Raw genomic sequence first — 22,709 nt, 5'->3', positions numbered from 1 at the left:
TTAAATTGTCCTATTATTTTAGGTTTATTGTTAGATCCAATTTTGTGCATGAACGGAACTTGGTCAGTGTCATGTTTGTCTTTAGAGGAGTCAGTTTGAGTATCGATGCGAGATCGAGATAAGTCTGGGAAACTTGGGTTGGGGTAACGATATTATTTGGGTATTCTCCCTGAACTAATGCAAGGGGGTCCTGTATTGCTTCCATGATTTGCGCGGCCGAAACGCTCTTGCCCATTGATTGTTCGAGTAAGTACTGTGCATAACGGAGTATGCATAACGCGATGAAACACATGGCAAAGTGCCCCTTAATATGTTCGTCATTCCATACGAAAACCGGTCGTGCTCTAAGGTCAGTCTTAAGTATTCTAAAACTCTCTTCGATCTTCCATAGTCCTCCGTATATCTTGGAAACCTCATCTGTGCTCAAGTTCAGGTTGTTGGTAATGACCGCATAATACCCATCATAGCGGGCGGCTTGCTCAATTTTTGCTTCATCCAGCTTCCAATCTTCTGTGTCAAGCTCCATCTGCAAAAACTGATTGCAACCCCGTTTTACTGCAGCCTTAAGCTGATAGGGTTTGTCAAGGCGTTTCTTGAGCTTCTCTAGTACGCGTTCCCTGTCGGATCTGTCTTTGTTAGCCCGTTTGGCCGACCAGGTTAAGTGTATCTTTACGGGAATTTTTTCAATAGTGTACTTCCTGGGCCTTCCTCTTTTTTTCTTTTCAGCACTTTCCTCATCCTGATCTATGGGAACCTTGACCTCCAGTATTTGCTCTACGATCTTGGAACGAGAGGTTATCTCCCCTGTGGCAAGGTCCACACTATCTTGCCATCCTTCGTCGTTCCATACAAGTTCCTTAAAGGAGTCAGGAGAACGCTTTAAAGTATAGCTGATGACGAAGTCGTGCCCACCCTTGCAGAGGTACTCAAGATTGCTGCCGCTGTTGAGTCCTCTGTCGGCAACCACCGTGATCTTTTCCAGCCTGTACAGACTCTTAAGCTTCTCTACCGATCGGGTCAGAGTACACTGATCCATCGTGTTGCCTGGAAAAAGTTCATACGTTATGGGTATGCCGTTGTTGTCCAAAAGCAGCCCCATGACCACCTGAACTTCGTTATTTTTGTGATCCTTCGAGAAGCCAAACATTCGTAATTCGCCCCAGCGGGTGCTCTCAAAAGCGTACGTTGTGACGTCATAGTATGCTTCAGGACCACTGCGGCTGGTTTTCTTTTCAAAGAAGTCAGCAAGGTGGCTTATGATGGCCTCTTTCTGCTGGGAGAGTACATCAAGAACATCGTAAAGGACATCGATCCCAAGAGAAAGGATACCCGCATAGGAATTCTGTTCCAATGCACTCGCATGGATACTGCAAGGATCTGCGCAGCGATGGGCGACAAGGTAGAATAGAGCTTGTCCAACAGCTGTAGCATTGCGCTTTCCGCAATTAGCAAGAAAAAAGGCGTCTAACCCCATAGTGCTCCAAAGCTGTTTGATTAGCGCATGACCGAACCTGAAGGAAGGAACAACATCCTGAGGTGATGTGATGTCCATAACGGTAACGCTTAAAGCGAGAGGAGCGTTCGTTTCCTTCTTTGCCCTTGTCAGTTCAGCTGCTTCAGCCTTAAGCTTGGCAATAATGTCCGGATCCTCAGCGAGCATTCGTTCATAGTTACCAATCGTCTTCACGACATGCGTCTTTTTCTTCGTTGTTCCCGGAATACGGGTATCTTCTCTAAACTGTATGACCGGGCCTTGCCCGAGCCTGTTATGGCAACGTACATACAGAAGGCTCCTCTGGATTAAAAATATCTAAAACTATTATACCATAATCGCAACTAATATAAAAGGACATAATAGGACAAAATATAATATATTTTCTACATAAAAATCAGCCCTGAACTCCGCTATCTAAACGGTTTTTCAGGGCTGAGTGCTAGCAGTTTTTCGTCTTATAAGTCCTAAAGTCAGGAGTAAGCCATCCATAGTAAATGTATGAATGTATGAATGGATGAAAACGGATTACCCCAAATTATTACTGAAGGAAGGTGAGCCGGTGAAGGTCGGAAGCGTTTTTGATTTGCTGGGGCCGGTGATGGTCGGGCCCTCAAGTTCCCATACGGCGGGGGCGGTCAGGCTTGGTCTGATGGCTGCAAAAATACTTGGCGCCAAAGTGAAGCAGGCCCGTATCCAGCTGCACGGTTCTTTCGCGGAGACGGGGAAGGGACATGGAACTCATCTTGCCTTGACAGCAGGGCTGCTCGGGATGAAGCCGGATGATAGCCGGATCAGGGAGGCTTCGAGGATTGCACTAGAGGCTGGGATGGAAACGGTATTTGAAAATGTCAATCTGGGTGATGTACACCCGAATTCGGTTCGTTTCCTGCTAACCGGCTGGGGCGGTGAAAAAGCTGAAATCAGTGGTTCATCGTTGGGCGGCGGGAAAATACTGATCACCGAGGTAAACGGTTTTGAAGTTGAGTTCACCGGGGAATATCCGGCTTTGATTGCAATTTATATGGATTATCCGGGAATGATAGCTGAAATAACCAAACTGCTTGCGGGCAAAGGAATCAATATTGCCCAGATGAAAGTATCCAGAGAAGGCAAAGGGCAAAATGCGCTGGCGGTTATTGAGACGGATGAGCCGATCACGGATATTCTTAGCAGCGAAATGAAAAAGATGCCGATGATCGAGCAGGTGATGTTTATTGAACCTATCATAGACATTTGACGCGGGGGGCTGACAGATGCGTTCTTATGGTGAATTAGTGGAAAAAACTGAAAAGCTTAATAAAAAAATCAGTGATATGGTTCTTCAGGAGGAATGTCTGAGGACAGGTATACCGGCTGAACAGCTGTTAAAAAAAATGAAGAACCATTATGCAGTGATGCGGGAATCAGTTGAAAGCGGAATGACTGGAGAGTGGAAATCATTGTCAGGCCTTGTAGGAGGAGAAGCTGCTCTTTTGGAGAAATATAGAGAAAGCGGCAAGTCGATTCTGGGTAATCCGGTGAACAAGGCGGCGGCCAGAGCAATGGCCGTAGCTGAGGTAAACGCCGGCATGGGAAGGATCGTTGCAGCACCGACAGCAGGATCGTGCGGCGTGTTGCCTGCTGTACTGCTGACAGTTCAAGAGATGTCGGATGCAACGGAAGAAGATGCCGTTCGGACTCTTTTTACATCTGCCGGCCTTGGGATGGTCATTGCGGAAAGAGCTAGTGTCTCAGGTGCAGAAGGCGGGTGTCAGGCTGAGATAGGTTCAGCGGCTGCCATGGCTGCAGCGGCGGCAGTGGAATTGTGCGGCGGATCGCCCGATCAAACAGCGCAGGCAGCAGCATTGGCTTTGAAAAGTTTTCTTGGTCTGGTCTGTGACCCTGTAGCCGGGCTGGTTGAGGTGCCCTGTGTAAAAAGGAATGCCATGGCAGCAGTTATAGCATTAACCGCAGCAGAAATGGCTTTGGCTGGAATCAAAAGTGCGATCCCATTGGATGAGGTCATTGATGCAATGGCTTCAATCGGCAGGGAAATGTCCTGCAGCCTCAAGGAAACGTCCCGGGGGGGACTCGCCGTCACTCCTGCGGCTCAGAAATATAAAGATCATTTGGCAAGGTGAGAATGTGCTGCAATCAGATCATTGGCGAAACAGCGTGAATAGGGCGATGAAAGCCGAGGAAAAACAGGGATTTATTAATACAGGCGCTGTCGGCGGCTTCAGCAGCTTTTTACTGGACTTGCTTGCTGAACTGGACGGTGTTTTTTCCGCGGAAAACCTCGCCTTAATGCAGTGTATTGCAGAGGAATATCAAGAAGTTAGCCCGTATAAACGACGGGCTTTATGGCGTGAACTCCAGGAACTACTGGACAAAACAACATCTTCAGATGCTCCTGGAATAGCTTCTGGAGCAATCTGCGGAACAACATCCGAAGAAGCATCAGGAACCTTTCGTACCACAGAGAAAGTCTTAACCAGCCTTGAAGTTCAGACAGGAAGCATCTGTCAGCCCCAAAATCTGCAGTATATCAAAGGTGTCGGACCGCAAAGAGCCAAACAGTTCGAAATTATGGGGATTTATACTGTTGAGGATCTTCTGCGGTATTACCCGCGCAAATATGAAATCCGATCGAAACGGCGGATTCAGGATATTCAGGACGGGGAGTATGTTACGATTGACGGGATTGTAACTGGAAGCCTGGTTACCAAAGGCAGAGTCAAGGTCGTCAAATTAAATATTGAACAGGACGGCAGAAGCATTCATGCCGTCTGGTTCAATCAAATACATATTCCAAAACAATATCCGGACGGAACAAAGGTCACTGTGACAGGAAAAGCACAATGGCGCACCAGAGTCCCGGAATTGCTCGCGTCCGAAATCAGGAAAGGACTTTACGAGGGTCCTGCTCAAAAAATGGTTCCAGTATATTCGGAAACAGCCCGTCTCAATTCGAAAACTATCCGGGAGATCATCCAGGTTATTTTGCCGCAGGCTGACCGAATCTTTGACGAGTTCTTTCCGTATGAGGAAAACAATTTGATGGAACGGCGGCAAGCCATCAAAGAAATTCATTTTCCGCACTCCGCGGAAACCTTGAAAAAGGCACGTGAAAGACTGGTCGTTGAGGAAATCCTTCTGCTCCAGCTGGCGTTGGCTAGGCTTCGTTCCCCCGGGCCTCAGAAAGCAGGTCTCGTTTTAAACCAGGGTGGAGCTTTGGCCCAAAAATTTGTTTCCGGGCTTCCTTTTCGGCTGACGGGTGCCCAGCAAAGAGTCATCCAGGAAATATTCCGAGATATGGGGAGCATCGAAAAGCCGATGGCCCGTTTGCTTCAGGGCGATGTTGGATCAGGTAAAACCGTGGTAGCAATGGCTGCCCTGCTGCAGGCTGTGGGCTCGGGTTTTCAGGCCGCTATGATGGCGCCGACTGAGGTGCTTGCCCAGCAGCACTATGAATCGCTGCAGGCCGCGTTTGAACCTTTGGGGGTAAAAGTTGTATTCCTTGTCGGGAACCAAAGTAAGCCTGAAAGGGAACAAATCTTAGGACAGATTTTGAGCGGAAAAGCCCAGGTTGTCGTCGGAACCCAGACCCTCATTCAGGAATCCGTCCGATTTAACGCCCTCGGTCTTGCCATCACCGATGAACAGCACCGGTTTGGCGTCAGACAGCGGACCCTATTGCAGGACAAAGGCGAGAACCCACATGTCCTGGTGATGACCGCTACTCCGATCCCGAGGACGCTTGCGCTGACTTTATACGGCGATCTTCAGCTTTCGGTGCTAGATGAGCTTCCTGCTGGCAGGAAGCCGATTATCACCAGGAAAATTTCAGACCGCAGCCGCTCCAGCATGGAAAAATTTCTGAAGCAGCATGTCGCTGCGGGTCGGCAAATCTTTGTCGTTTGTCCGCTTGTCGAGGAAACAGAAAAATCGGATTTTGTTTCAGCAACTCAAAAGGCTGATGAATTGAGCCGCATTTTTGAAGGAAGCAGTGTTGCGCTTCTGCACGGAAGAATGAAAGGACAGGAGAAAGAGGAGATCATGCAGCGCTTCCGACGCGGGGAGATTGATATCCTGGTTACGACAACTGTCGTCGAAGTCGGAGTCAATGTACCGAATGCGTCTGTGATGGTGATCGAGGATGCTGAAAGATTCGGGCTTGCCCAGCTGCACCAACTTCGCGGAAGAGTCGGACGCGGACAAGAACAGTCGTATTGTCTTCTGATCAGCAATACCCGGGACAGTGCCCGGCTGAATGTTCTTTGTGAGACAGAGGACGGCTTCCGGATTGCCGAGGAGGATTTGAAGATCCGGGGCCCGGGAGAGCTGCTTGGGCTTCGCCAGCATGGCGTACCGGAGTTAAAGCTTACAGACCTGGGAACTGACGGAAGACTGGTTGAAAAAGCCTATCAACTGCTTCAAAAGGTTCTGAAAGATCCTCAAAAATACGAAAAAGCCTATCAGGAAGTCAGCCGCCTTTATCCCAAAGAAAAAATCGGAGTGAATTAGTGCTGAGAGCAATTTTATACGATGAACAAGTCACAGTACGTATGATTTTTTTACACAGGCTCATACTATTTCTTGTCGGCACATTCCAGTCATGGATTGATGCAGAACTTTCAAGGAGGCAGAGGGCATGACAGAGACGAAAAAAGATACGACAAGTGAATTGGAAAATCTTAAATATGAAATTGCGCAAGAGATGGGTCTTACCCAGAAAAAAACAAAAAGAAAAAGTAAAAACAGAGAAGACGTAACGAATAACGAATGACGAGATACGGAATAAAAAACCTTCTGTTGAAGCATTGATTGATAGGCTTCAACAAAAGGTTTTTTAGTTACGGTTAAAGGATATTCTTCCTCTTATAATCATTATAGTTATTCGGGTCGATGTAAAAAAGTAGATTGTTTAATGGAGGTAGGTCTCAAAATTATGGCCGTCAATTCCGGGATGAATGCTCTGGTTGATTGCTGCAGCAATAATTTTAGCGCTTCTTTCAATTAATTCATCGACTTCCTTGGGTGTAACCATCAGGCTGCCCTCGTAAGGCGACAAGGCTTTCTGCATGACATTCATCAAGACCTGTTCATTTTCCTGTTGATAAATTTTGGCCAGGGAAGGTTCGGATTCCATTTGTTCAAAAAGCTCTTCGATAGTCTTATGCGCAATGATTGCAGCATTGACAACAGTCGGAACGCCGATAGCAATGACTTTGCAGCCAAGGGTTTCTTCGTTGAGCCCTTTGCGGTGATTGCCAATTCCGGAACCAGGATTGATCCCGGTATCCGCTAATTGAATGGTTGTGCCGATTCTATCCAGTGCACCTGCGGCCAGGGCATCGATTGCGATCACATAATCCGGACGGACATGTTCAACCAGTCCGCGGATTACCTCCGCCGTCTCGATTCCGGTCAGGCCAAGCACACCAGGTGATATCGCTGACACTTGGCGCACTTTCCCCTCAATTTCTTCGGGGGTATAATGAAAAAGGTGACGGGTGACCATGATTTTCTCGACAACTTTGGGCCCAAGCGCGTCTGGAGTTGCCTGCCAGTTGCCAAGACCAACGATCAAAAAACTGGTATCTTCCTTAAAATTAAACAATCCGGCGAGATGCCTTGCTAATACTGCAACGATTTTATTGTGCTGCTGGTAGTTGTTTTCTTTGATATCCGGAGCATCAATTGTAATATAATTTCCTTTAGGCCTGCCCAATTCTTTTTCACCTTTGGCATTTATGATTTGAATTGCGGTGACAGTTGCCTCTTGAAGTTCTTCTTTTTTCATGATGACGCCCGCTATCTCCTGGCCGCTTTCTCCCCGCAGCAAGTCATGGGCTTCCACCGCCAGGTCGAGAGAAATATTCATTTTTTTTAGAAAGCTTGATTTGTTCGATAATTTCATATCGGCAGCAGCTCCTTTTTAAATCTGTTTTAGTATGTTGGATTTCTAACACAGATATTCAAATCAGGAAGATTAATGAGTTAAAGATAAATGAGTAAAAGGTAAAATGGCAAATTCAAATTGCGCATCAAATGAAATATTAATTGGAGATTCAAGAGATTCAAGTCGGAGATTCATTAGATACTGGAATGGAATAATATGTTTTTCGTTTGGAATCAGATATGATATACTAAAAAAATGGAAGTATCCTGTAAAAAAATATTTAAATCAGGTTAGATCATTGTATAATAAAAGGATATAGTGAAGACATCATACTCAGAGGATTAAACATCGTGCGAATTATTTCAGGGCAATGGAAAGGCCGCAATTTAAAAACTGTTAAAGGCATGGATACCCGTCCGACTTCCGATAAAGTCAAAGGGGCGATTTTCAATATTCTTGCCGGCAAGGTAATGAACGCCAGAGTGCTGGATCTTTTTGCGGGAACCGGAAACCTTTCCTTTGAAGCTTTGTCCAGGGGGGCCCGTCATGCTGTTCTGGTTGAGAAAGATACTTCAGCCCTGGAGACAATCAGAAAGAATGCCGAAATTCTAGGGGCAGCACCAAGGACCAGCATACTCCGGATGGACGCAATGAATTTTTTTAAACAAGCAGTTCAGGAACGCTTTGACTTAATTTTTCTTGATCCGCCTTATCGGCGGGGACTGGCCAACATGGCCCTTGCCTATTTGCAGACGCATCCTGTGTTAAATCCCAGTGGAGTCATTATCATTGAAACTTCTTCAGACGAAACCATTGATGATGCGATAGATCCTCTGGAGATAAGGTTAACAAGAGAATATGGAGATACCAGGTTATGGTTTATTCAGAACAAAGAAGAGCATGAGGAGGGATAATTCCTTTGGAAAATCATTTGATTGATCTCATTGAACAGTTGGAAGAAGTGCTTGACCATGGAACCAAGGTGCCTTTAACCGGCAAGATCATGGTTGATGAAGAAACAGTATTAGAAATATTGGATGGAATTCGTTCCGTTCTGCCCGAGGAAATCAAACAGGCGAATTATGTTTTGGCTGAAAGAGACCGCTATATGGAAGAAGCTCGCAGCGATGGGCAGAGAATTGTAGACCGGGCGCAAAAGCAGGCTGACCAGCTGCTTCAGGAAAATGAGATTGTTGCTCAATCCCGGGCTTATGCCGAAGAAATTGTCTTAAAGGCGCAGCAGTATTCCCGCGAAGTAAAATTAGGCGCTTTGAAATATTCCGATGATCTGCTTCAGGATATTGAATCAAAAATGGGAGAGGCTTTTCAATCCATCAAAGCCAGCCGGGAAGAATTAAATGCCATGGCCCGCTGGGATGAACGGGTTCAGACCATGGAGCAGGAATAAACAAATTTATCTTAATGGCGGTGCACTTTTTTCCATATTCCAATCATGAAGACAATGAAAAGCAGAGCCAAAATGCATAGGCCAAAATACAGGCTGCTCCATCTTAAGGACAACAGCCAGGAAGCATCACCTCCAGTTAGCTGTACAGGGAGGCCGGAGGTTGGAATATCGCTGAATTTTAGCAGCAGCTGACTGATCAGAAGCGCCAAAATGGAATGGATGGTTCTGCCGGCTACAAATGGAAGGAGCCGAAGGTCTGTCGACACTGTAAAGCTGGATACCTGTGCAAAAACAGAAATCCCCCCCCATCCAAGCAGCAAGGCCAGAACCCCAATCTTGCTGTTCAGGGATGAAAAGGCCTGGACGGCTGCATTACAGCCCAAGGTGGTTTCCAGGAATCCCTGGATGATGGCATTTGCTTCCAGAACAGAAATGGATCCGGCCGAGAGGAAATGGAATGTGTCGGCTAGAACGGAGCTCAGATGCGTTACTGTTAGAAGATGGGTTATTACAGAGAAAAAAATGATATATCCTCCAACCAGGATAATCGTTGACGTACTTTCCCTGACTGCATCAGCCAATAATGCGCCAATGGTTTTATTGTTTTGTTGGAGGTTTTTTAATTCACGCAAAGCCTTTCTCCAGGAAGAATTCGTTCTTGGAATAGGCTTTTCGGATGAAACACCATAATTACGAAAAATTAAACCGACCAGCAGGTTGGCCAGATAAACAGATCCTGCAATAATAATACCCAGAGCAGGGTTTCCAAGCATCCCCGACGCCACTGCCCCGAACATAAAACCTGGACTGGGATTGCTAGTAAAAGCAAGAAGTCTTTCCCCTTCGATCCGTGTAATATCTCCGTTTTTCCTGAGTTTGCATGTCAGTATCGCTCCAATCGGAATCCCCGAAGTATGTGTCATGGCCAAAACAAAAGAGGCTTTGCCCGGCAGACGGAAAACAGGACGCATCAGTGGTTCGAGCAAGACTCCTAGAAAGTTGACCAGGCCAAGCTGCAGAAGAAGTTCAGAGACAATGAAGAATGGAAATAAGGCCGGCAAGATATAATTTACCCAAAGCGTTAAGCCTTTGGAGGCAGAACTCAATACTTCCTGAGGATAAATGAACATACAGGCGGCAAGTATTAAAAAGAGCAGGATTCTCAGGAATGGCAAGGCAGTCGTCACCATCCTTTAGCGTATTTAGAATGGAACACCAAAATGGGGTTGACAGGGCACAAAGATATGATAGACTCTTTATAATCAGTTCATATATTGTTTATTTTATTTCACTCATATTTAGGGTATTCCTATATGTGATTTATATAACCGGAGTATACAAAGATAAGAAAGAGAAAAAAATACAATATTATATAGGCAATGTATCTTGATTGGTGGAAGAGAGTAAAGGAGTGTAATTTGTGAAGATTCTCGTGCTAAATTGCGGCAGCTCATCGCTCAAATACCAGATGATGGATATGGAAACGAAGAGTGCGATGGCAAAAGGCCTGGTGGAAAGAATCGGGCTTCCCGGAGCGATGCTTACTCATCGTCCGAAAGGTGGAGAAAAAGAGGTCATTGTTGCTGATTTGCCGGATCATACAGCTGCGATCAAATTGGTTTTACAGGCTGTGATCGATCCGAATTTTGGTGTTTTAACGTCACTGGAAGAAATTGATGCTGTAGGGCACAGAGTGCTCCATGGTGGAGAAAAAGTGTCCGGCTCCGTGCTTGTGAATGAAGAGGTCAAACAGGCGGTTGAAGAGTGTTTTGAACTTGGACCGCTTCATAATCCAGCTAACCTGGCAGGAATTATTGCTTGCGAACAGATGATGCCCAAGACACCACAGGTTGCCGTGTTTGATACGGCTTTCCATCAAACGATGCCTCCGGAGGCTTATATCTACGGGATACCTTACGAGCTGTATGAAAAGTACAAGATCCGCAGATATGGTTTCCATGGAACCTCCCATAAGTATGTCAGCCAGCGGGCCGCAGTAATCATGGACAAACCGCTGGAAAAGTTAAAGCTGATCAGCTGTCATCTGGGTAACGGATCTTCGCTTACGGCCATAAAAAACGGAAAATCAGTCGAAAATTCCATGGGGTTCACACCGCTGGAGGGGCTGATGATGGGCACCCGGTCGGGGGATCTTGATCCGGCCATTGTTCCGTTTATCATGAAAAAAGAAAAGATCTCCGGGGACGCAGTCAATGCGCTGTTAAACAAGAAAAGCGGCGTACTTGGCCTTTCGGGAGTCAGCAGTGATTTTCGCGATTTACAGAAAGCTGCTGACGAAGGCAATTACCGTGCCCAGCTTGCCCTGGATGTTTTTGTTCATGACGTTAAAAAATACATTGGTGCCTATACTGCAATTCTAGACGGCGTCGACGGGATCATATTTACAGCCGGACTGGGAGAAAACTCTCCTTTAATTCGCCGGTCGATCTGTGATACGCTGGGCTGCATCGGTGTCAGTATTGACGATGAGAAAAATGAAGCGGCCGGAGGGCAAGAAGTGGACATTTCCAAGTGGGGAGCCAGATGCAAGGTGATGGTCATCCCGACAAACGAAGAACTTATGATTGCCTTGGATACTGAGGAAATCATCCAGAAGATGTAATCCTTTCTTGACAAAGAAAAAAGTGATAACTATAATTACAGTTGTTGCATATCGAGGTGATTGCTGGTGATCGTCAATGTTTTTCAATTAAGGCGGGCCGAGGGTGGGTCAAAAACTTTTAGTTTTAATGAAGAAAATTTTCCACCTTTGCAGCTCGGAAATGAGTCTTATCGTTTCTTATCCCCGCTTGAAGTGGAATTAAAAGCTGAAAATGTTGGTAAATCACTCTTGGTGAATGGGAAAATATCGTCTGTGATTGCTGTTAGTTGTTCCAGATGTCTGAAAGAATTTCCGTATAATCTGAAGATTGTTTTTGAAGACGAATGGGTCCCGGCAGAATTTGCTTCTGAAGCCAAAGACGACAGCATACTGGTTTTTGAAAAGGACGAATTCCCGATTGACGACAGGATTGTAGAGCATATGCTGCTGCAGCTTCCTTTAAAGTTCTTATGTTCTGAAGACTGCAGGGGGCTCTGTCTGAAATGCGGTGCTGACCGCAATGTGAATCCTTGTTCGTGCTCCACTGAGGATATTGATCCTCGCTTAGAAATATTATCCAAATGGAATAAGGGGGTGTAATATCAATGGGTGTTCATCAAAATAAACAATCCAAATCTAGAGTCCGCAGGCGCAGAGCAATGGATAAGCTGTCCGTTCCTAATCTTGTGGAATGCCCCCAGTGCCATCAACAGAAGCTTCAGCATCATATTTGTGCGAACTGCGGCTATTACAATGGCAAAGAAGTCATCTCTATGGGTGAATAATAAGTTAGAGTACTCGAAAAAACAGATCAAAGCTTGGCGTCAGCCAAGTTTTCTGTATATAATGAGAGAAAGGAGGTATGTCGTGGATGAAAATCGCCGTTGATGCCATGGGCGGAGATCATGCGCCCGGAGAGATTGTCAAAGGCGCCTTAAAAGCGGCCAAGATTCTTCCGGATATCCAGATCATCCTTGTCGGACAGAAAGATAAGATAGACTTACATATACCTGAAGACTTAAAAAGCACTATTGAGATTTATGAATGTTCCGAAGTCATTGAGATGGATGAACATCCGGCCGCTGCGATTAAGAAGAAAAAAGATGCCTCTATTGTTGTCGCCACGAGACTCGTGAAGGAAGGATATGCGGATGCTCTGGTGTCAGCAGGCAGCACCGGAGCACAGATGGCTTCAGCTTTGCTGGGCTTAGGCAGAATTAAAGGAATTAACCGGCCTGCAATCTGCACGGTCCTACCGACGCTTCAAGGCGGAAAGCTGCTGCTCGATGTCGGTGCCAATCCGGATGCCAAACCGGAAAATCTTCTGCAGTATGCGATGATGGGAAGTATCTACGCCGAAAAGATTCTGGGGCTTAAAAGTCCCAAGGTCGCCTTGCTGAATATCGGCAGTGAAGAGGGCAAAGGGAACGAACTTGTTCAGGCTGCTTATGACCTGCTAAAACAATCTTCCCTGAATTTTGCCGGAAATATTGAAGGCAGGGACATTCCCTATGGGACTGCAGATGTCATTGTCTGTGATGCTTTTGTCGGCAACATTGTACTAAAAACCATTGAAGGAATGTCATCATCGCTTTTCCAGCTGATTAAGCAAAAAATTACAGCTAGCACTATCAGGAAAATAGGAGCAATACTGGTTAAACCCGGATTGAAAGAAATTGCACACATGCTGGATTATTCTGAGTACGGTGGGGCCCCGCTTCTCGGAGTGGACGGTACGAGTATTATCTGTCACGGAAGTTCCAAAGAAAATGCTATTTTTAATGCTGTTCGTGTAGCCAAAGAATGTATTGAAGGACAAATTATTGAAAAAATCGCCGATGGTTTAGAAAAAAGTACGCAAAAATAGACTGCTGTCATGAAAAAGTTGCTTGCATTATTGATAAATACTGGTACAATTCTGAATAAAAGACTTTACTGCTCAGAATAATAGGGTAAGAAATAAACTATCTGAGAGGGGGTGGCATAAATGGATGTATACGAAAAGGTAAAAGCAATCGTTATTGATCAACTGGGAGTAGGCGAAGATGAAATTACTCCTACCACGACTTTCCAGGCTTTAAACGCAGATTCTCTGGACATTGTTGAGCTTGTCATGGCACTTGAAGAGGAATTCAACCTTGATATTGCCGATGAAGAGGTGGAAAATATTCAGTCCATTGCTGATGTTGTGAAGTATGTGCAAGAGAACCAATAAGCCTAGTTCCGAGGCCCCGTAGTTAGGCTACTACGGGGCTTTTAACTCATTTAGGATGAAAGGAGCAATACATGGCCAAAAGAAACCGCCGCGCGTATTTCCATAAGAGCTCCCGGAATAAATACCTTGAACAAACGGGAGAAGTTGAATCCTTTATCAGCCAGTTAGGGTTGGAAAACCTGCAAAGCGAACTGATTTTTACAGCGCTGACGCATCCTTCTTTTACTTTTGAAAATCCCAACAGCGGGTTGGAGAATAATCAGCGGCTGGAGTTTCTAGGCGATGCCGTTTTGGATTTTATCATTGGCGAGTATCTCTATCAGAACTATCCGGATAAGCCTGAAGGTGAACTTACCAAAATGAGGGCTGCAGTCGTCAATGAAACGACGCTGGCTAGAAAAGCCCGCAGTATTAACTTGGGCCAGGCGCTCTTTCTGGGTAAAGGGGAACAATCCTCTGGTGGCAGGGACAGGCCGTCCATCATTGCCGATGCGCTGGAGGCAGTCATTGGAGCGATTTATTTGCAGTATGGCTTTGAAAAAGTTCGTAAATTCATACTCGACATGCTTGTTCCGGAGATTCTGGAACTTAACGAAGGAAATTATGGAGATTTCAAAACCATGCTTCAGGAAAAAGCGCAAAAGAAGGAATATGAGGTTTGCTACAGGATCATTGAAGAGACAGGACCCGACCACGATAAGCGGTTTACTGCAGGGGTCTATCTTCATGGTGAACTGCAGGGAAAAGGAATCGGTAAGACCAAAAAAGAAGCAGAGCAGCAGGCAGCCCATTTTGCGCTGAAAGCATGGGAGGTATAAATTGGTGATACCTGGAATGGACGCGGAATTATTTCTCAAATCGATTCATATTCAGGGATTTAAGTCTTTTGCAGATAAAACAAAAATTGACCTGCAGCCGGGCATGAGCGTCATTATCGGACCAAACGGCAGCGGCAAGAGCAACGTCGCCGATGCTGTACGCTGGGTGCTTGGTGAACAAAGTGCCAAGAGTCTCCGCGGAAGCAAAATGGAAGATGTCATCTTTGCCGGAAGTTTGTCCCGCAGGCCTGTAGGGATGGCGGAAGTATCTCTGCTCTTTGATAATGCTTCAGGTCTCTTTCCGCTGGATTATGAGGAAGTTGTCATTACCCGCCGGGTTTACCGGGATGGAGAAGGGCAGTATTTTATCAACCGGACGCCTTGCAGGTTAAAAGATATTCAGGAACTTTTCCTTGATACCGGCTCGGGAAAAGAAGGATTTTCAATTATCGGACAGGGCAGGATTGAAGAGATTCTGAATCTGAAATCTGATGAAAGGCGTCTCCTGATCGAAGAAGTCGCCGGCATCAGTAAGTTCCGCCTGCGCAAGAGAGAAGCTTTGAGAAAACTTGAGGATACCCGGCAAAATGTCGATCGTCTCAGCGATATTATTGCCGAAGTCGAAGCTAGAATCGAGCCGTTAGCCGAACAGGCCGACACAGCCAGAACAAGCAAGGAATTAATCTCAGGGCTGGAAAAGCTCGAGATTAATTTAATCGTTAATGAACTTTCTGATATACACAGTAAGCTGACCAATGCCCAGACCTCCGAAGAGACGCTGCGTCAGGAATTTACGGCGCTGACAACGAGGGTCAATGAAGAAGAAAACCTAAGCGTACGCGGCAGGTACGAACTGAACCAATTGGAGCAGCGTGTTCAAGACCTGCAGGGGGAAATATACGCTCTCGAAAATAAAATGAACGAAGCAGAACACGAATTGTCCCTGCTTTCCGAGAGAAGCGGCTATATCCAGGAACAATTTGGGCGCCTGCAAAAAGAACTGGCGGCCACACAGGAAACGCTGGCCGCATCCGTTGAAAAAAAAGAAAACCTTGCTGCAAAGCAAACACTTCTGCAGGAGATTCTCCAAAATGCAGCTAGGGATTTAAAAGAGAAAGAACAACAGCTGGAAGAGCTTCGGAAATTAAGCGGGGAAGCGCGTCTGGAAGAGCTGAAAACGGAAATCTTTGAAGAACTCTCCAACAAGAGCAAACTGGCTAGTGAAATTGCTGAAATTAATCAAAAGAAAGAAGCTCTTCTTCAGCAAGAGAAACAATATACCCGAAACATCAAAGCCAAAGAAGCAGAGAAGGAATCTGTGCTTCAGGAGGTTACTGCCCAAATCGAGGAAAAACAAAAACTGGAAGCCAGAGAGATCGAACTTCTGGGAAAAATAGAAAATATCAGGAAGACGATCCAAAACAACAGGCTGGAACAACAAAATGCTGAGACTGCGTACTCGGAGCTTCAACGTAAAATTGACCAGACCGGGGCGAGACTTCATGCCCTCCATACACTCCAGGACAGTCTGGAGGGGTATAACAGGGGCGTCAAGGAGACGGTTCTGGCTTACCGGAAAGGCCAAATTACCTGTGAGACTATATTCGGTACAGTGGCCGACAATATCGAAGTAGAGGCCAAATATGAGCTTGCAGTGGAAACCGCTTTGGGGAGTTCCCTGCAGAACATTATTGTGGAAAAGACCGAGGACGGGAAAAAATGTATTGAATACTTGAAAAAGACGAACAGTGGCCGGGCCACTTTCCTGCCTTTGGATGCAATCCGCGGAACGAGGCAGTCACTTGATGACAAAACAAGACGGCATCACGGTTTTCAGGGTCTGGCAGTTGATCTGGTCAAGTTTGAGCCGCGTTTTAAAGATATTATGGAGTCGCTGCTTGGAAGAATTCTGGTTGCAGACGATCTGGATTCTGCGATTGAGCTGGCTAAAGCTAACCAATACCGGGTCAGGGTAGTGACGCTCTTGGGTGACCAGGTCAACATCGGTGGGTCGCTTACCGGCGGAAGCACGAGATCTCAAAGCAGCGGCCTCTTAAGCAGAGCAAGAGAAATTGAAGAACTGTCTTTGAAGACTAAGGACATGCAGGCCGAACTGGAAGAAAAGAAGCAGCGATACACTGCCATAAAGAAAGAAATGGAAGGCCTCGGGGAAGCGAAAGAAACCATTGATATGGAATTGCTGAAAATTAATGGGGCTAAAGATATCATCGATGTGGACAGCAAACACCACGAGGAAAGAATGAACCGACTGGAACAGGATTTCCGGGTCATCCGGTATGAACTGGATGAAGTCCGCAGTGAGCTGACAGCATTTGCTGTCAAATATGAAGAAACCAGACACTTACTGAACGAAACAGAACAGAAGATTCTGGCTCTGCAGTCAGAGCAGACCGAACAGGAACAACTGCTGAAAGAAAAAACTTCAGAGGCGCAGGAAATCTCGGAAAAAATTACTGCGGCCAAAGTTGAGGCTGCCAGATCGGAGCAGGAGTTTAACCAGATCATTCAGCAGATCACTGAGGAAAATGAGCGGATTCTGGTTAATAAGGACCTGATCGCAGAAAAAAACAAGGAGATCGTGGGGCTTCAACAGGCTGAGCAGGAACTGTATTCCGGCAAGGAACAACAGGAAGATAGTGTTCGGGAATACACAGTTCAAATAAATGCCCAGAAATTCAAGCTTATCGAACTGCGCAGGGAAAAAGAATCTTTCTCAGCGAATAATCTCAAGCAGGAACAGGATATTCAGATGCTGCGGAGTCAGGCCAGGGACATGGAACAGCAGATTCATCAAAATGAGCTCCGAATTGCCCGCTGGCAGGGTGAATGGGAATCCGGAAATGACCGCCTTCAGGAAGAATACCACTTGGCTTGGAAAGACGCGTTAGGCTATCTTTCGCCTGAAAAGAAAGACTCTTTACAGGAGAAGATTGCTTTTTACAAACAAAAAATCGAAGAACTTGGGCCCGTAAATTATACAGCCCTTGAGGAATACCCGGAAACGCTGAAAAGATTTGAATTCCTGTCCACCCAGAAAAATGATCTGGATGAGGCTGGAAGGACACTTCAGGAGTTGATCGGGGAACTAGACAAGAGCATGATCGAACGTTTTCAGGAAGGCTTTACGGCCGTCAATGAAGCGTTCAAAGAAGTATTTAAACAGCTTTTCAACGGCGGACAAGCTGAACTGTTACTGGATGATCCGGACAATCTTCTGGAGACCGGAGTCAGGATCATGGCCCAGCCCCCGGGCAAAAGGGCACAGCTCCTGTCGCTTCTGTCAGGCGGGGAGAGGTCCTTTACGGCGATTGCCTTGCTGTTTGCGTTCCTGAAAGTCAAACCGAGTCCGTTTTGCCTCCTGGATGAGATTGAGGCGGCCCTGGATGAAGTCAACGTCAAAAGATTTGTGCAGTATCTGCGCAAACTATCCAAACATACGCAGTTTATTATTATTTCGCACCGCAGGGGAACCATGGAATCCGCGGACAGGCTGTATGGAATCACTATGGAAGAATCAGGCGTATCGAAGCTGCTGACTGTTGAGCTTGAAGACAGACTGGAAGCACCGGCGATTTAAAATTAGCTTTGTACAATTAGCTTTGCTTGGGTTAGTCTCCATGATGGATAGCCGCTTTCGGCAGATTGCGCCCTCCGTGGCGCAAACAGCCGCGCTCCGCACTCCATGCTCCGCTTGACGCTGGCTATCCATCACGGAGACTTAATTTGGAGTTAGTGGTTCTTTTGAAGCTAATGTTGCTTTGGAGTCGCTGAACTAGTAAAACGTCCTAAATTCTGGTTGCAGACATGCTTGAATAGACCTATGATCAGTCTGGGGGCCACAGTTCCGCTGTGAGCGGAGCAGGATAGCGTAGCGCGGCCTTTTGTGCCATGGATGGCACAACGGCCGAAAAGCGGTATTGTGGCCCTCAGACTTGCCCAGATGGTTCTGTGTAATAAGGCCTCCTTAGAAGGATATGAAGTTGTTTGAAGTAGCCGAATATGGTAGAATTTTTGTTGTGCAATATTGCTTTGATAGGAGAAGATGAAGTGGCAGGAATATTTTCCAGACTTAAAGAGCGCTTGACCAAAACCAGAGAAGGTTTTGTCGGCAAAGTTGAACAGCTCTTTACCGGCTCAGGCAAAATTGATGAAGATCTTTATGAAGAATTGGAAGAGATTCTACTTCAATCAGATGTAGGTGTCAATACAACACTGAAATTGGTTGGAATGCTGCGTGCATCCGTCAAAGAACAAAAAATTAACGACCGCTCCGAGCTGAGGGATGTACTGCAAGAACATATTACTGCGCTATTGGGTGAAGAGATTCCCTTGTCTTTTGCAGATTCCAAGCCCACCGTCTATCTGATCGTTGGTGTCAACGGTGTAGGAAAAACGACCACGATTGGCAAGCTGGCCAAAAATCTGCAGGGCCAGGGCAAAAATGTTTTGCTGGCGGCAGGGGATACTTTCCGAGCAGCAGCGATCGAGCAATTGGAAGTATGGGGAGAACGGTCCGGGACAGAGGTCATCAAACAGTCGGAGGGGGCTGATCCTGCTGCGGTGGCTTTCGATGCGCTTCATGCGGCAAGATCCCGGAATGCAGATGTCCTCTTGATCGATACTGCCGGAAGACTGCACAATAAAGTGAATCTGATGAAAGAATTGACCAAGATCAAAAAGGTGGTCGAGCGCGAAGTTCCGGATGCCCCGCACGAGGTGCTGCTGGTACTCGATGCAACGACCGGACAGAACGCCATCCAGCAGGTGAAACTGTTCAAGGAAGCAGTCGATGTGACAGGGATCATACTCACCAAGCTGGACGGTACAGCTAAAGGCGGCGTAATCCTGGGGATCCGCAATGAAGCGGATATCCCGGTAAAATTGATTGGAATCGGTGAAGGGGCAGAAGATTTAAGGCCTTTTGAACCGAGGGAATTTGCCCGGGCCTTGTTTGACCGTTCTGAGGAGGAATAGTCTTGGATTTTGCACTGATTGGCGGCACCGGAATTGAAAATCTGGCGCTTGACGATAGGACCGAGAAGACAGTTGAAACGCCGTATGGTTCTGTTCAGCTGGCTGAAGGGTTCATCGGCGGGATTGGAATGGTGTTTTTAAAAAGACATGGTGCAAAGCATACCTGCCCGCCTCACCTGATTAATTACCGGGCCAATATCTGGGCCCTCAAAAAAATAGGCGTGAAAAAAATTTTGGCGACAGGTGCAGTAGGTTCCATATCTGAAGCTTATCGAATCGGTGATATTGTCTTGCCGGATCAGTTTCTCGATTTTACGAAAAGCCGCGCGGCGACTTTTTTTGAGGATGGGGAACAGGGGGTTTTGCATGTCGATGTTTCGGAACCTTACTGTCCCGATGTGCGTAATCATATCATAGAAGGTGCAGCAAGATCTGACTTAAACGTGAAAAACGGCGGGGTCTATGTCTGTACCGAAGGTCCCCGTTTTGAAACTCCGGCGGAAATAAACATGTTCCGGATGCTGGGCGGGCACCTGGTAGGAATGACCGGAGTTCCGGAAGTGGTATTGGCCAGGGAACTTGGAATGTGCTATGCGACCATGGCCCTCGTAACCAATCAGGCTGCGGGTATTAAAAAAGACCCATTGACACATGCCGAAGTAATCGCTACTATGGACTTGTTGAGCAAAACTGTGGCAGCATTGGTGGAAAGCACCTGTAAGATCATGGATCATGACCAGCGGTGTTACTGTACTACCGGAAGCAAAGAAGCAGGCTTATTTTAAAGGTTGACACCAGCCAAGTTTTCTTAAGAAAGGCGGAAATCGTGTGAAAGCGCTTCAATGGCAGGGAGATCATTTGTTGATACTCGATCAGACGAAATTGCCGTTTGTCGAACAATACCGCGAAATACATTCTTACAAAGAAATGGCAGAGGCAATAAAGAATATGGAAGTTCGCGGAGCTCCAGCAATCGGGGCGGCTGCAGCCTACGGCTTTGCGCTGGGGGCTGCCGAATACCGCGGAAGCGGTGAAGACTTTAAAGACTATATGGATGAGGTTCGGACCGTTTTGGAAGGAACACGTCCAACTGCTGTAAACCTTTTTTGGGCACTTAGAAAAATGGAAGATAAATTCAGAGAATTTTTGAATATGAATGATATCGGAAATATTCGGGCAGCTTTAATTAATGAAGCGAATGAAATTGCCGAAGATGACCGCAGAATGAACAAACGTATTGGGGAATACGGCAACACGCTGATTCCGGAAAAAGCAAATATTCTGACGCACTGCAATACAGGCAGTCTTGCTACGGTTGAATTTGGGACAGCCCTGGGGATTATTAGGACTGCACATGAATCCGGGAAAAAGATCCATGTCTTTGCAGGCGAAACGAGACCCCTTTTACAGGGGGCCAGATTAACGGCCTGGGAGCTCCTTCAGGATCAGATCCCGTTGACGTTGATTACGGATAATATGGCCGGCTATCTGATGCAGCAGGGGAAAGTCGATATGGTTATCGTAGGGGCGGACCGTATCGCCGCCAACGGCGATACGGCCAACAAGATCGGAACCTATTCGCTGGCCGTGCTGGCTGCTGCTCATCAAATTCCGTTTTATGTGGCGGCACCGACAACGTCCATTGATTTGAAAATATCTGGCGGGGACGACATCCCTGTGGAAGAGCGGGACGATCAGGAAGTTCGAAAAATCATGGATGTACGGATTGTTCCCGATGAAGTCAGTGTGTACAATCCTGCTTTTGATATTACGTCGGCAAAATATATTACCGGGATTATTACGGAAAAAGGGATCATATCCCCGCCCTACTCTGTAAATATGGTGAAGATGCTAGTAAGATAATACAAAATAGAAAAAACATTCGGCTCAAATGGATTTTTGTACAGGTTCATTTAAGCCGTTTTTTTCTGCAAACAGGAGTCAAATGATATAGAAGAGAAAGAAGGTAACAAACAATGTCCAGGTATCTAATCAGAGCGATGATTTTGCCGATGACCGATGCGCAGGATTTCTATCCGCAGGGAGAAATTGCGATAGACGGGGACCGGATTGTTTCTGTCGGGGAGAGAGGAACAGCCCCGGCGGGTTTTAATCCGGACAGAGTCCTGAATTTAACAAATCATGTTGTGATGCCCGGACTTATTAACACGCACACGCATGCTGCAATGACGCTGCTGCGCGGCTATGCCGATGATATGCCGCTTATGCCCTGGCTGCAGGAAAAGGTCTGGCCTTTTGAAGATAAAATGACACCGGAAGATATCTACTGGGGGAGTTCGCTTGCTCTTTGTGAGATGCTCCGTTCCGGCACGACGACCATGACGGATATGTATATCAGTGAAGAAGAAACGGCCAGGGCAGTTTTGGAATCAGGGACCAGGGCACTGCTGTCCCGCGGCATGATTGAGCACAATAAAGAAGCTGGAAACAGATCACTGCAGGAAAATATTGAATTATTCCGGAAATATCATAACGCCGGGGACGGACGAATTAAGATTATGTTTGGCCCGCATGCCCCGTATACCTGTTCAGGAGAATTTTTGCTGACTGTAAAACAGGAGGCCGATAGGTTAGGGACCGGCATCCATATCCATCTCGCGGAGACACAATCCGAACTCGTTACGATCAGGGAGAGATATGGAACAACGCCGCTCTGCTGGCTGGAACAACAGGGTATATTGGGAGGACAAATGATTGCTGCCCACTGTGTTTACCTGAATGATGCCGAACTGGATATACTTAAAAAGTATAACGTAGGGGTTGCCCATAACCCGGAAAGCAATATGAAACTGAGCAGCGGAACAGCACGGATTCCGGAAATGCTTAAGCGGGGAATTACTGTCGGACTTGGAACAGACGGTACTTCCAGCAATAATGATCTTGATATGTTTGGGGAAATGCGTTCGGCTTCCTTCCAGCAAAAACTGGTTGGCTCCCCTGAAGACCTCAAAGCCTATGAAGTTCTGAGAATGGCGACGACCGGAGGGGCAACCGTGGCAGGACTGAAGGATCTAGGCAAACTTCAGCCCGGCTATAAAGCTGATATAATTTCGATTGACTTTGATCAGCCGCATTTCTATCCGAGGTTCTCGATACCTTCGCATCTGGTTTACTGTGCCAGGGGCGGGGATGTCAGAACGGCAATCGTCGACGGAAAGATCCTGATGGAAGACGGGAGACTGCTGACACTTGACGAGCAGAAAATCTGCCGCGAAGCAGAAAAAAGAGCCAGGAGAATAGCGTCTGAAGTCTGAGCTTCTCGCTATCCTGC

Annotated in this window: 20 protein-coding genes; 17 read left to right on the top strand and 3 right to left on the bottom strand. The window is 46.6% G+C overall.

Features of this window, described 5'->3' with window-relative positions; genetic code table 11:
- Window positions 1-13: 13 nt before the first annotated feature.
- Window positions 14-1,687, bottom strand: coding sequence for an IS1634 family transposase (locus DHBDCA_RS10655; protein WP_242824896.1), 1,674 nt, complete (start codon window positions 1,685-1,687; stop codon window positions 14-16).
- A 367-nt stretch (window positions 1,688-2,054) separates the two neighbouring features.
- Here DHBDCA_RS10655 and sdaAB point away from each other — a divergent pair, with 367 nt between their 5' ends.
- From sdaAB to DHBDCA_RS15040, 4 genes are all read left to right on the top strand, one after another.
- Entirely contained in the window at window positions 2,055-2,732 is a 678-nt protein-coding gene (gene sdaAB, locus DHBDCA_RS10650; RefSeq protein WP_034378606.1) for an L-serine ammonia-lyase, iron-sulfur-dependent subunit beta, read from the top strand.
- 16 nt (window positions 2,733-2,748) lie between these two features.
- Entirely contained in the window at window positions 2,749-3,615 is an 867-nt protein-coding gene (gene sdaAA / locus DHBDCA_RS10645; RefSeq protein WP_015044208.1) for an L-serine ammonia-lyase, iron-sulfur-dependent, subunit alpha, read from the top strand.
- Window positions 3,616-3,619: 4 nt separating this feature from the next.
- On the top strand, window positions 3,620-6,001 hold the full coding sequence (gene recG / locus DHBDCA_RS10640; protein WP_015044207.1) for an ATP-dependent DNA helicase RecG: 2,382 nt from the start codon (window positions 3,620-3,622) through the stop codon (window positions 5,999-6,001).
- 127 nt (window positions 6,002-6,128) lie between these two features.
- Window positions 6,129-6,263 (top strand): small, acid-soluble spore protein, alpha/beta type, encoded by a 135-nt coding sequence (locus tag DHBDCA_RS15040; RefSeq protein ID WP_015044206.1) that lies wholly within the window; start codon window positions 6,129-6,131, stop codon window positions 6,261-6,263.
- Window positions 6,264-6,401: 138 nt separating this feature from the next.
- On the opposite strand, the gene gpr is transcribed toward DHBDCA_RS15040, so the two are convergent.
- The gene (gpr, locus tag DHBDCA_RS10635; RefSeq protein WP_015044205.1) at window positions 6,402-7,397 is read right to left on the bottom strand and encodes a GPR endopeptidase; all 996 of its coding nucleotides are present in this window, start codon (window positions 7,395-7,397) and stop codon (window positions 6,402-6,404) included.
- A gap of 311 nt (window positions 7,398-7,708) precedes the next feature.
- On the opposite strand from gpr, the gene rsmD reads away from it, so the two are divergent.
- Entirely contained in the window at window positions 7,709-8,293 is a 585-nt protein-coding gene (gene rsmD / locus DHBDCA_RS10630) for a 16S rRNA (guanine(966)-N(2))-methyltransferase RsmD (protein ID WP_081580532.1), read from the top strand.
- A 5-nt stretch (window positions 8,294-8,298) separates the two neighbouring features.
- Window positions 8,299-8,787, top strand: coding sequence for an ATPase (locus DHBDCA_RS10625; RefSeq protein ID WP_015044203.1), 489 nt, complete (start codon window positions 8,299-8,301; stop codon window positions 8,785-8,787).
- Window positions 8,788-8,798: 11 nt separating this feature from the next.
- Here the strand turns inward: DHBDCA_RS10625 and ylbJ are convergent, their stop codons facing one another.
- The gene (gene ylbJ / locus DHBDCA_RS10620; RefSeq protein ID WP_015044202.1) at window positions 8,799-9,977 is read right to left on the bottom strand and encodes a sporulation integral membrane protein YlbJ; all 1,179 of its coding nucleotides are present in this window, start codon (window positions 9,975-9,977) and stop codon (window positions 8,799-8,801) included.
- Window positions 9,978-10,207: 230 nt separating this feature from the next.
- On the opposite strand from ylbJ, the gene DHBDCA_RS10615 reads away from it, so the two are divergent.
- The 11 genes from DHBDCA_RS10615 to DHBDCA_RS10565 all read left to right on the top strand — a co-directional run bounded on the left by DHBDCA_RS10615 (window position 10,208) and on the right by DHBDCA_RS10565 (window position 22,692).
- Window positions 10,208-11,410 carry an acetate/propionate family kinase gene (locus DHBDCA_RS10615; RefSeq protein ID WP_015044201.1) on the top strand — a complete coding sequence of 401 codons (1,203 nt, stop codon included), beginning with the start codon at window positions 10,208-10,210 and terminating at the stop codon, window positions 11,408-11,410.
- A 66-nt stretch (window positions 11,411-11,476) separates the two neighbouring features.
- A complete protein-coding gene (locus tag DHBDCA_RS10610; protein WP_015044200.1) occupies window positions 11,477-11,989 on the top strand; it encodes a YceD family protein in 513 nt (170 codons plus the stop codon).
- A gap of 5 nt (window positions 11,990-11,994) precedes the next feature.
- Complete coding sequence (gene rpmF / locus DHBDCA_RS15035) at window positions 11,995-12,174, top strand: 50S ribosomal protein L32 (protein WP_015044199.1); 180 nt, start codon at window positions 11,995-11,997, stop codon at window positions 12,172-12,174.
- An 86-nt stretch (window positions 12,175-12,260) separates the two neighbouring features.
- Complete coding sequence (gene plsX, locus DHBDCA_RS10600) at window positions 12,261-13,256, top strand: phosphate acyltransferase PlsX (protein ID WP_015044198.1); 996 nt, start codon at window positions 12,261-12,263, stop codon at window positions 13,254-13,256.
- Window positions 13,257-13,376: 120 nt separating this feature from the next.
- Window positions 13,377-13,604, top strand: a complete 228-nt coding sequence (acpP, locus tag DHBDCA_RS10595; RefSeq protein ID WP_015044197.1) for an acyl carrier protein — start codon at window positions 13,377-13,379, stop codon at window positions 13,602-13,604.
- A 71-nt stretch (window positions 13,605-13,675) separates the two neighbouring features.
- Window positions 13,676-14,422, top strand: coding sequence for a ribonuclease III (rnc, locus tag DHBDCA_RS10590; protein ID WP_015044196.1), 747 nt, complete (start codon window positions 13,676-13,678; stop codon window positions 14,420-14,422).
- 4 nt (window positions 14,423-14,426) lie between these two features.
- A complete protein-coding gene (smc, locus tag DHBDCA_RS10585) occupies window positions 14,427-18,020 on the top strand; it encodes a chromosome segregation protein SMC (RefSeq protein WP_015044195.1) in 3,594 nt (1,197 codons plus the stop codon).
- A 470-nt stretch (window positions 18,021-18,490) separates the two neighbouring features.
- On the top strand, window positions 18,491-19,417 hold the full coding sequence (gene ftsY / locus DHBDCA_RS10580; protein WP_015044194.1) for a signal recognition particle-docking protein FtsY: 927 nt from the start codon (window positions 18,491-18,493) through the stop codon (window positions 19,415-19,417).
- 2 nt (window positions 19,418-19,419) lie between these two features.
- Window positions 19,420-20,202, top strand: coding sequence for an S-methyl-5'-thioadenosine phosphorylase (gene mtnP / locus DHBDCA_RS10575; protein WP_015044193.1), 783 nt, complete (start codon window positions 19,420-19,422; stop codon window positions 20,200-20,202).
- 43 nt (window positions 20,203-20,245) lie between these two features.
- Window positions 20,246-21,280, top strand: a complete 1,035-nt coding sequence (mtnA, locus tag DHBDCA_RS10570; RefSeq protein WP_015044192.1) for an S-methyl-5-thioribose-1-phosphate isomerase — start codon at window positions 20,246-20,248, stop codon at window positions 21,278-21,280.
- Window positions 21,281-21,393: 113 nt separating this feature from the next.
- Entirely contained in the window at window positions 21,394-22,692 is a 1,299-nt protein-coding gene (locus tag DHBDCA_RS10565) for an amidohydrolase (RefSeq protein WP_015044191.1), read from the top strand.
- The last annotated feature ends 17 nt before the right edge of the window (window positions 22,693-22,709 follow it).

The sequence above is a fragment of the Dehalobacter sp. DCA genome (assembly GCF_000305775.1).
In the GTDB taxonomy this organism is placed as follows: domain Bacteria; phylum Bacillota; class Desulfitobacteriia; order Desulfitobacteriales; family Syntrophobotulaceae; genus Dehalobacter; species Dehalobacter alkaniphilus.
This window is presented reverse-complemented; position numbering and strand designations above follow the sequence as displayed.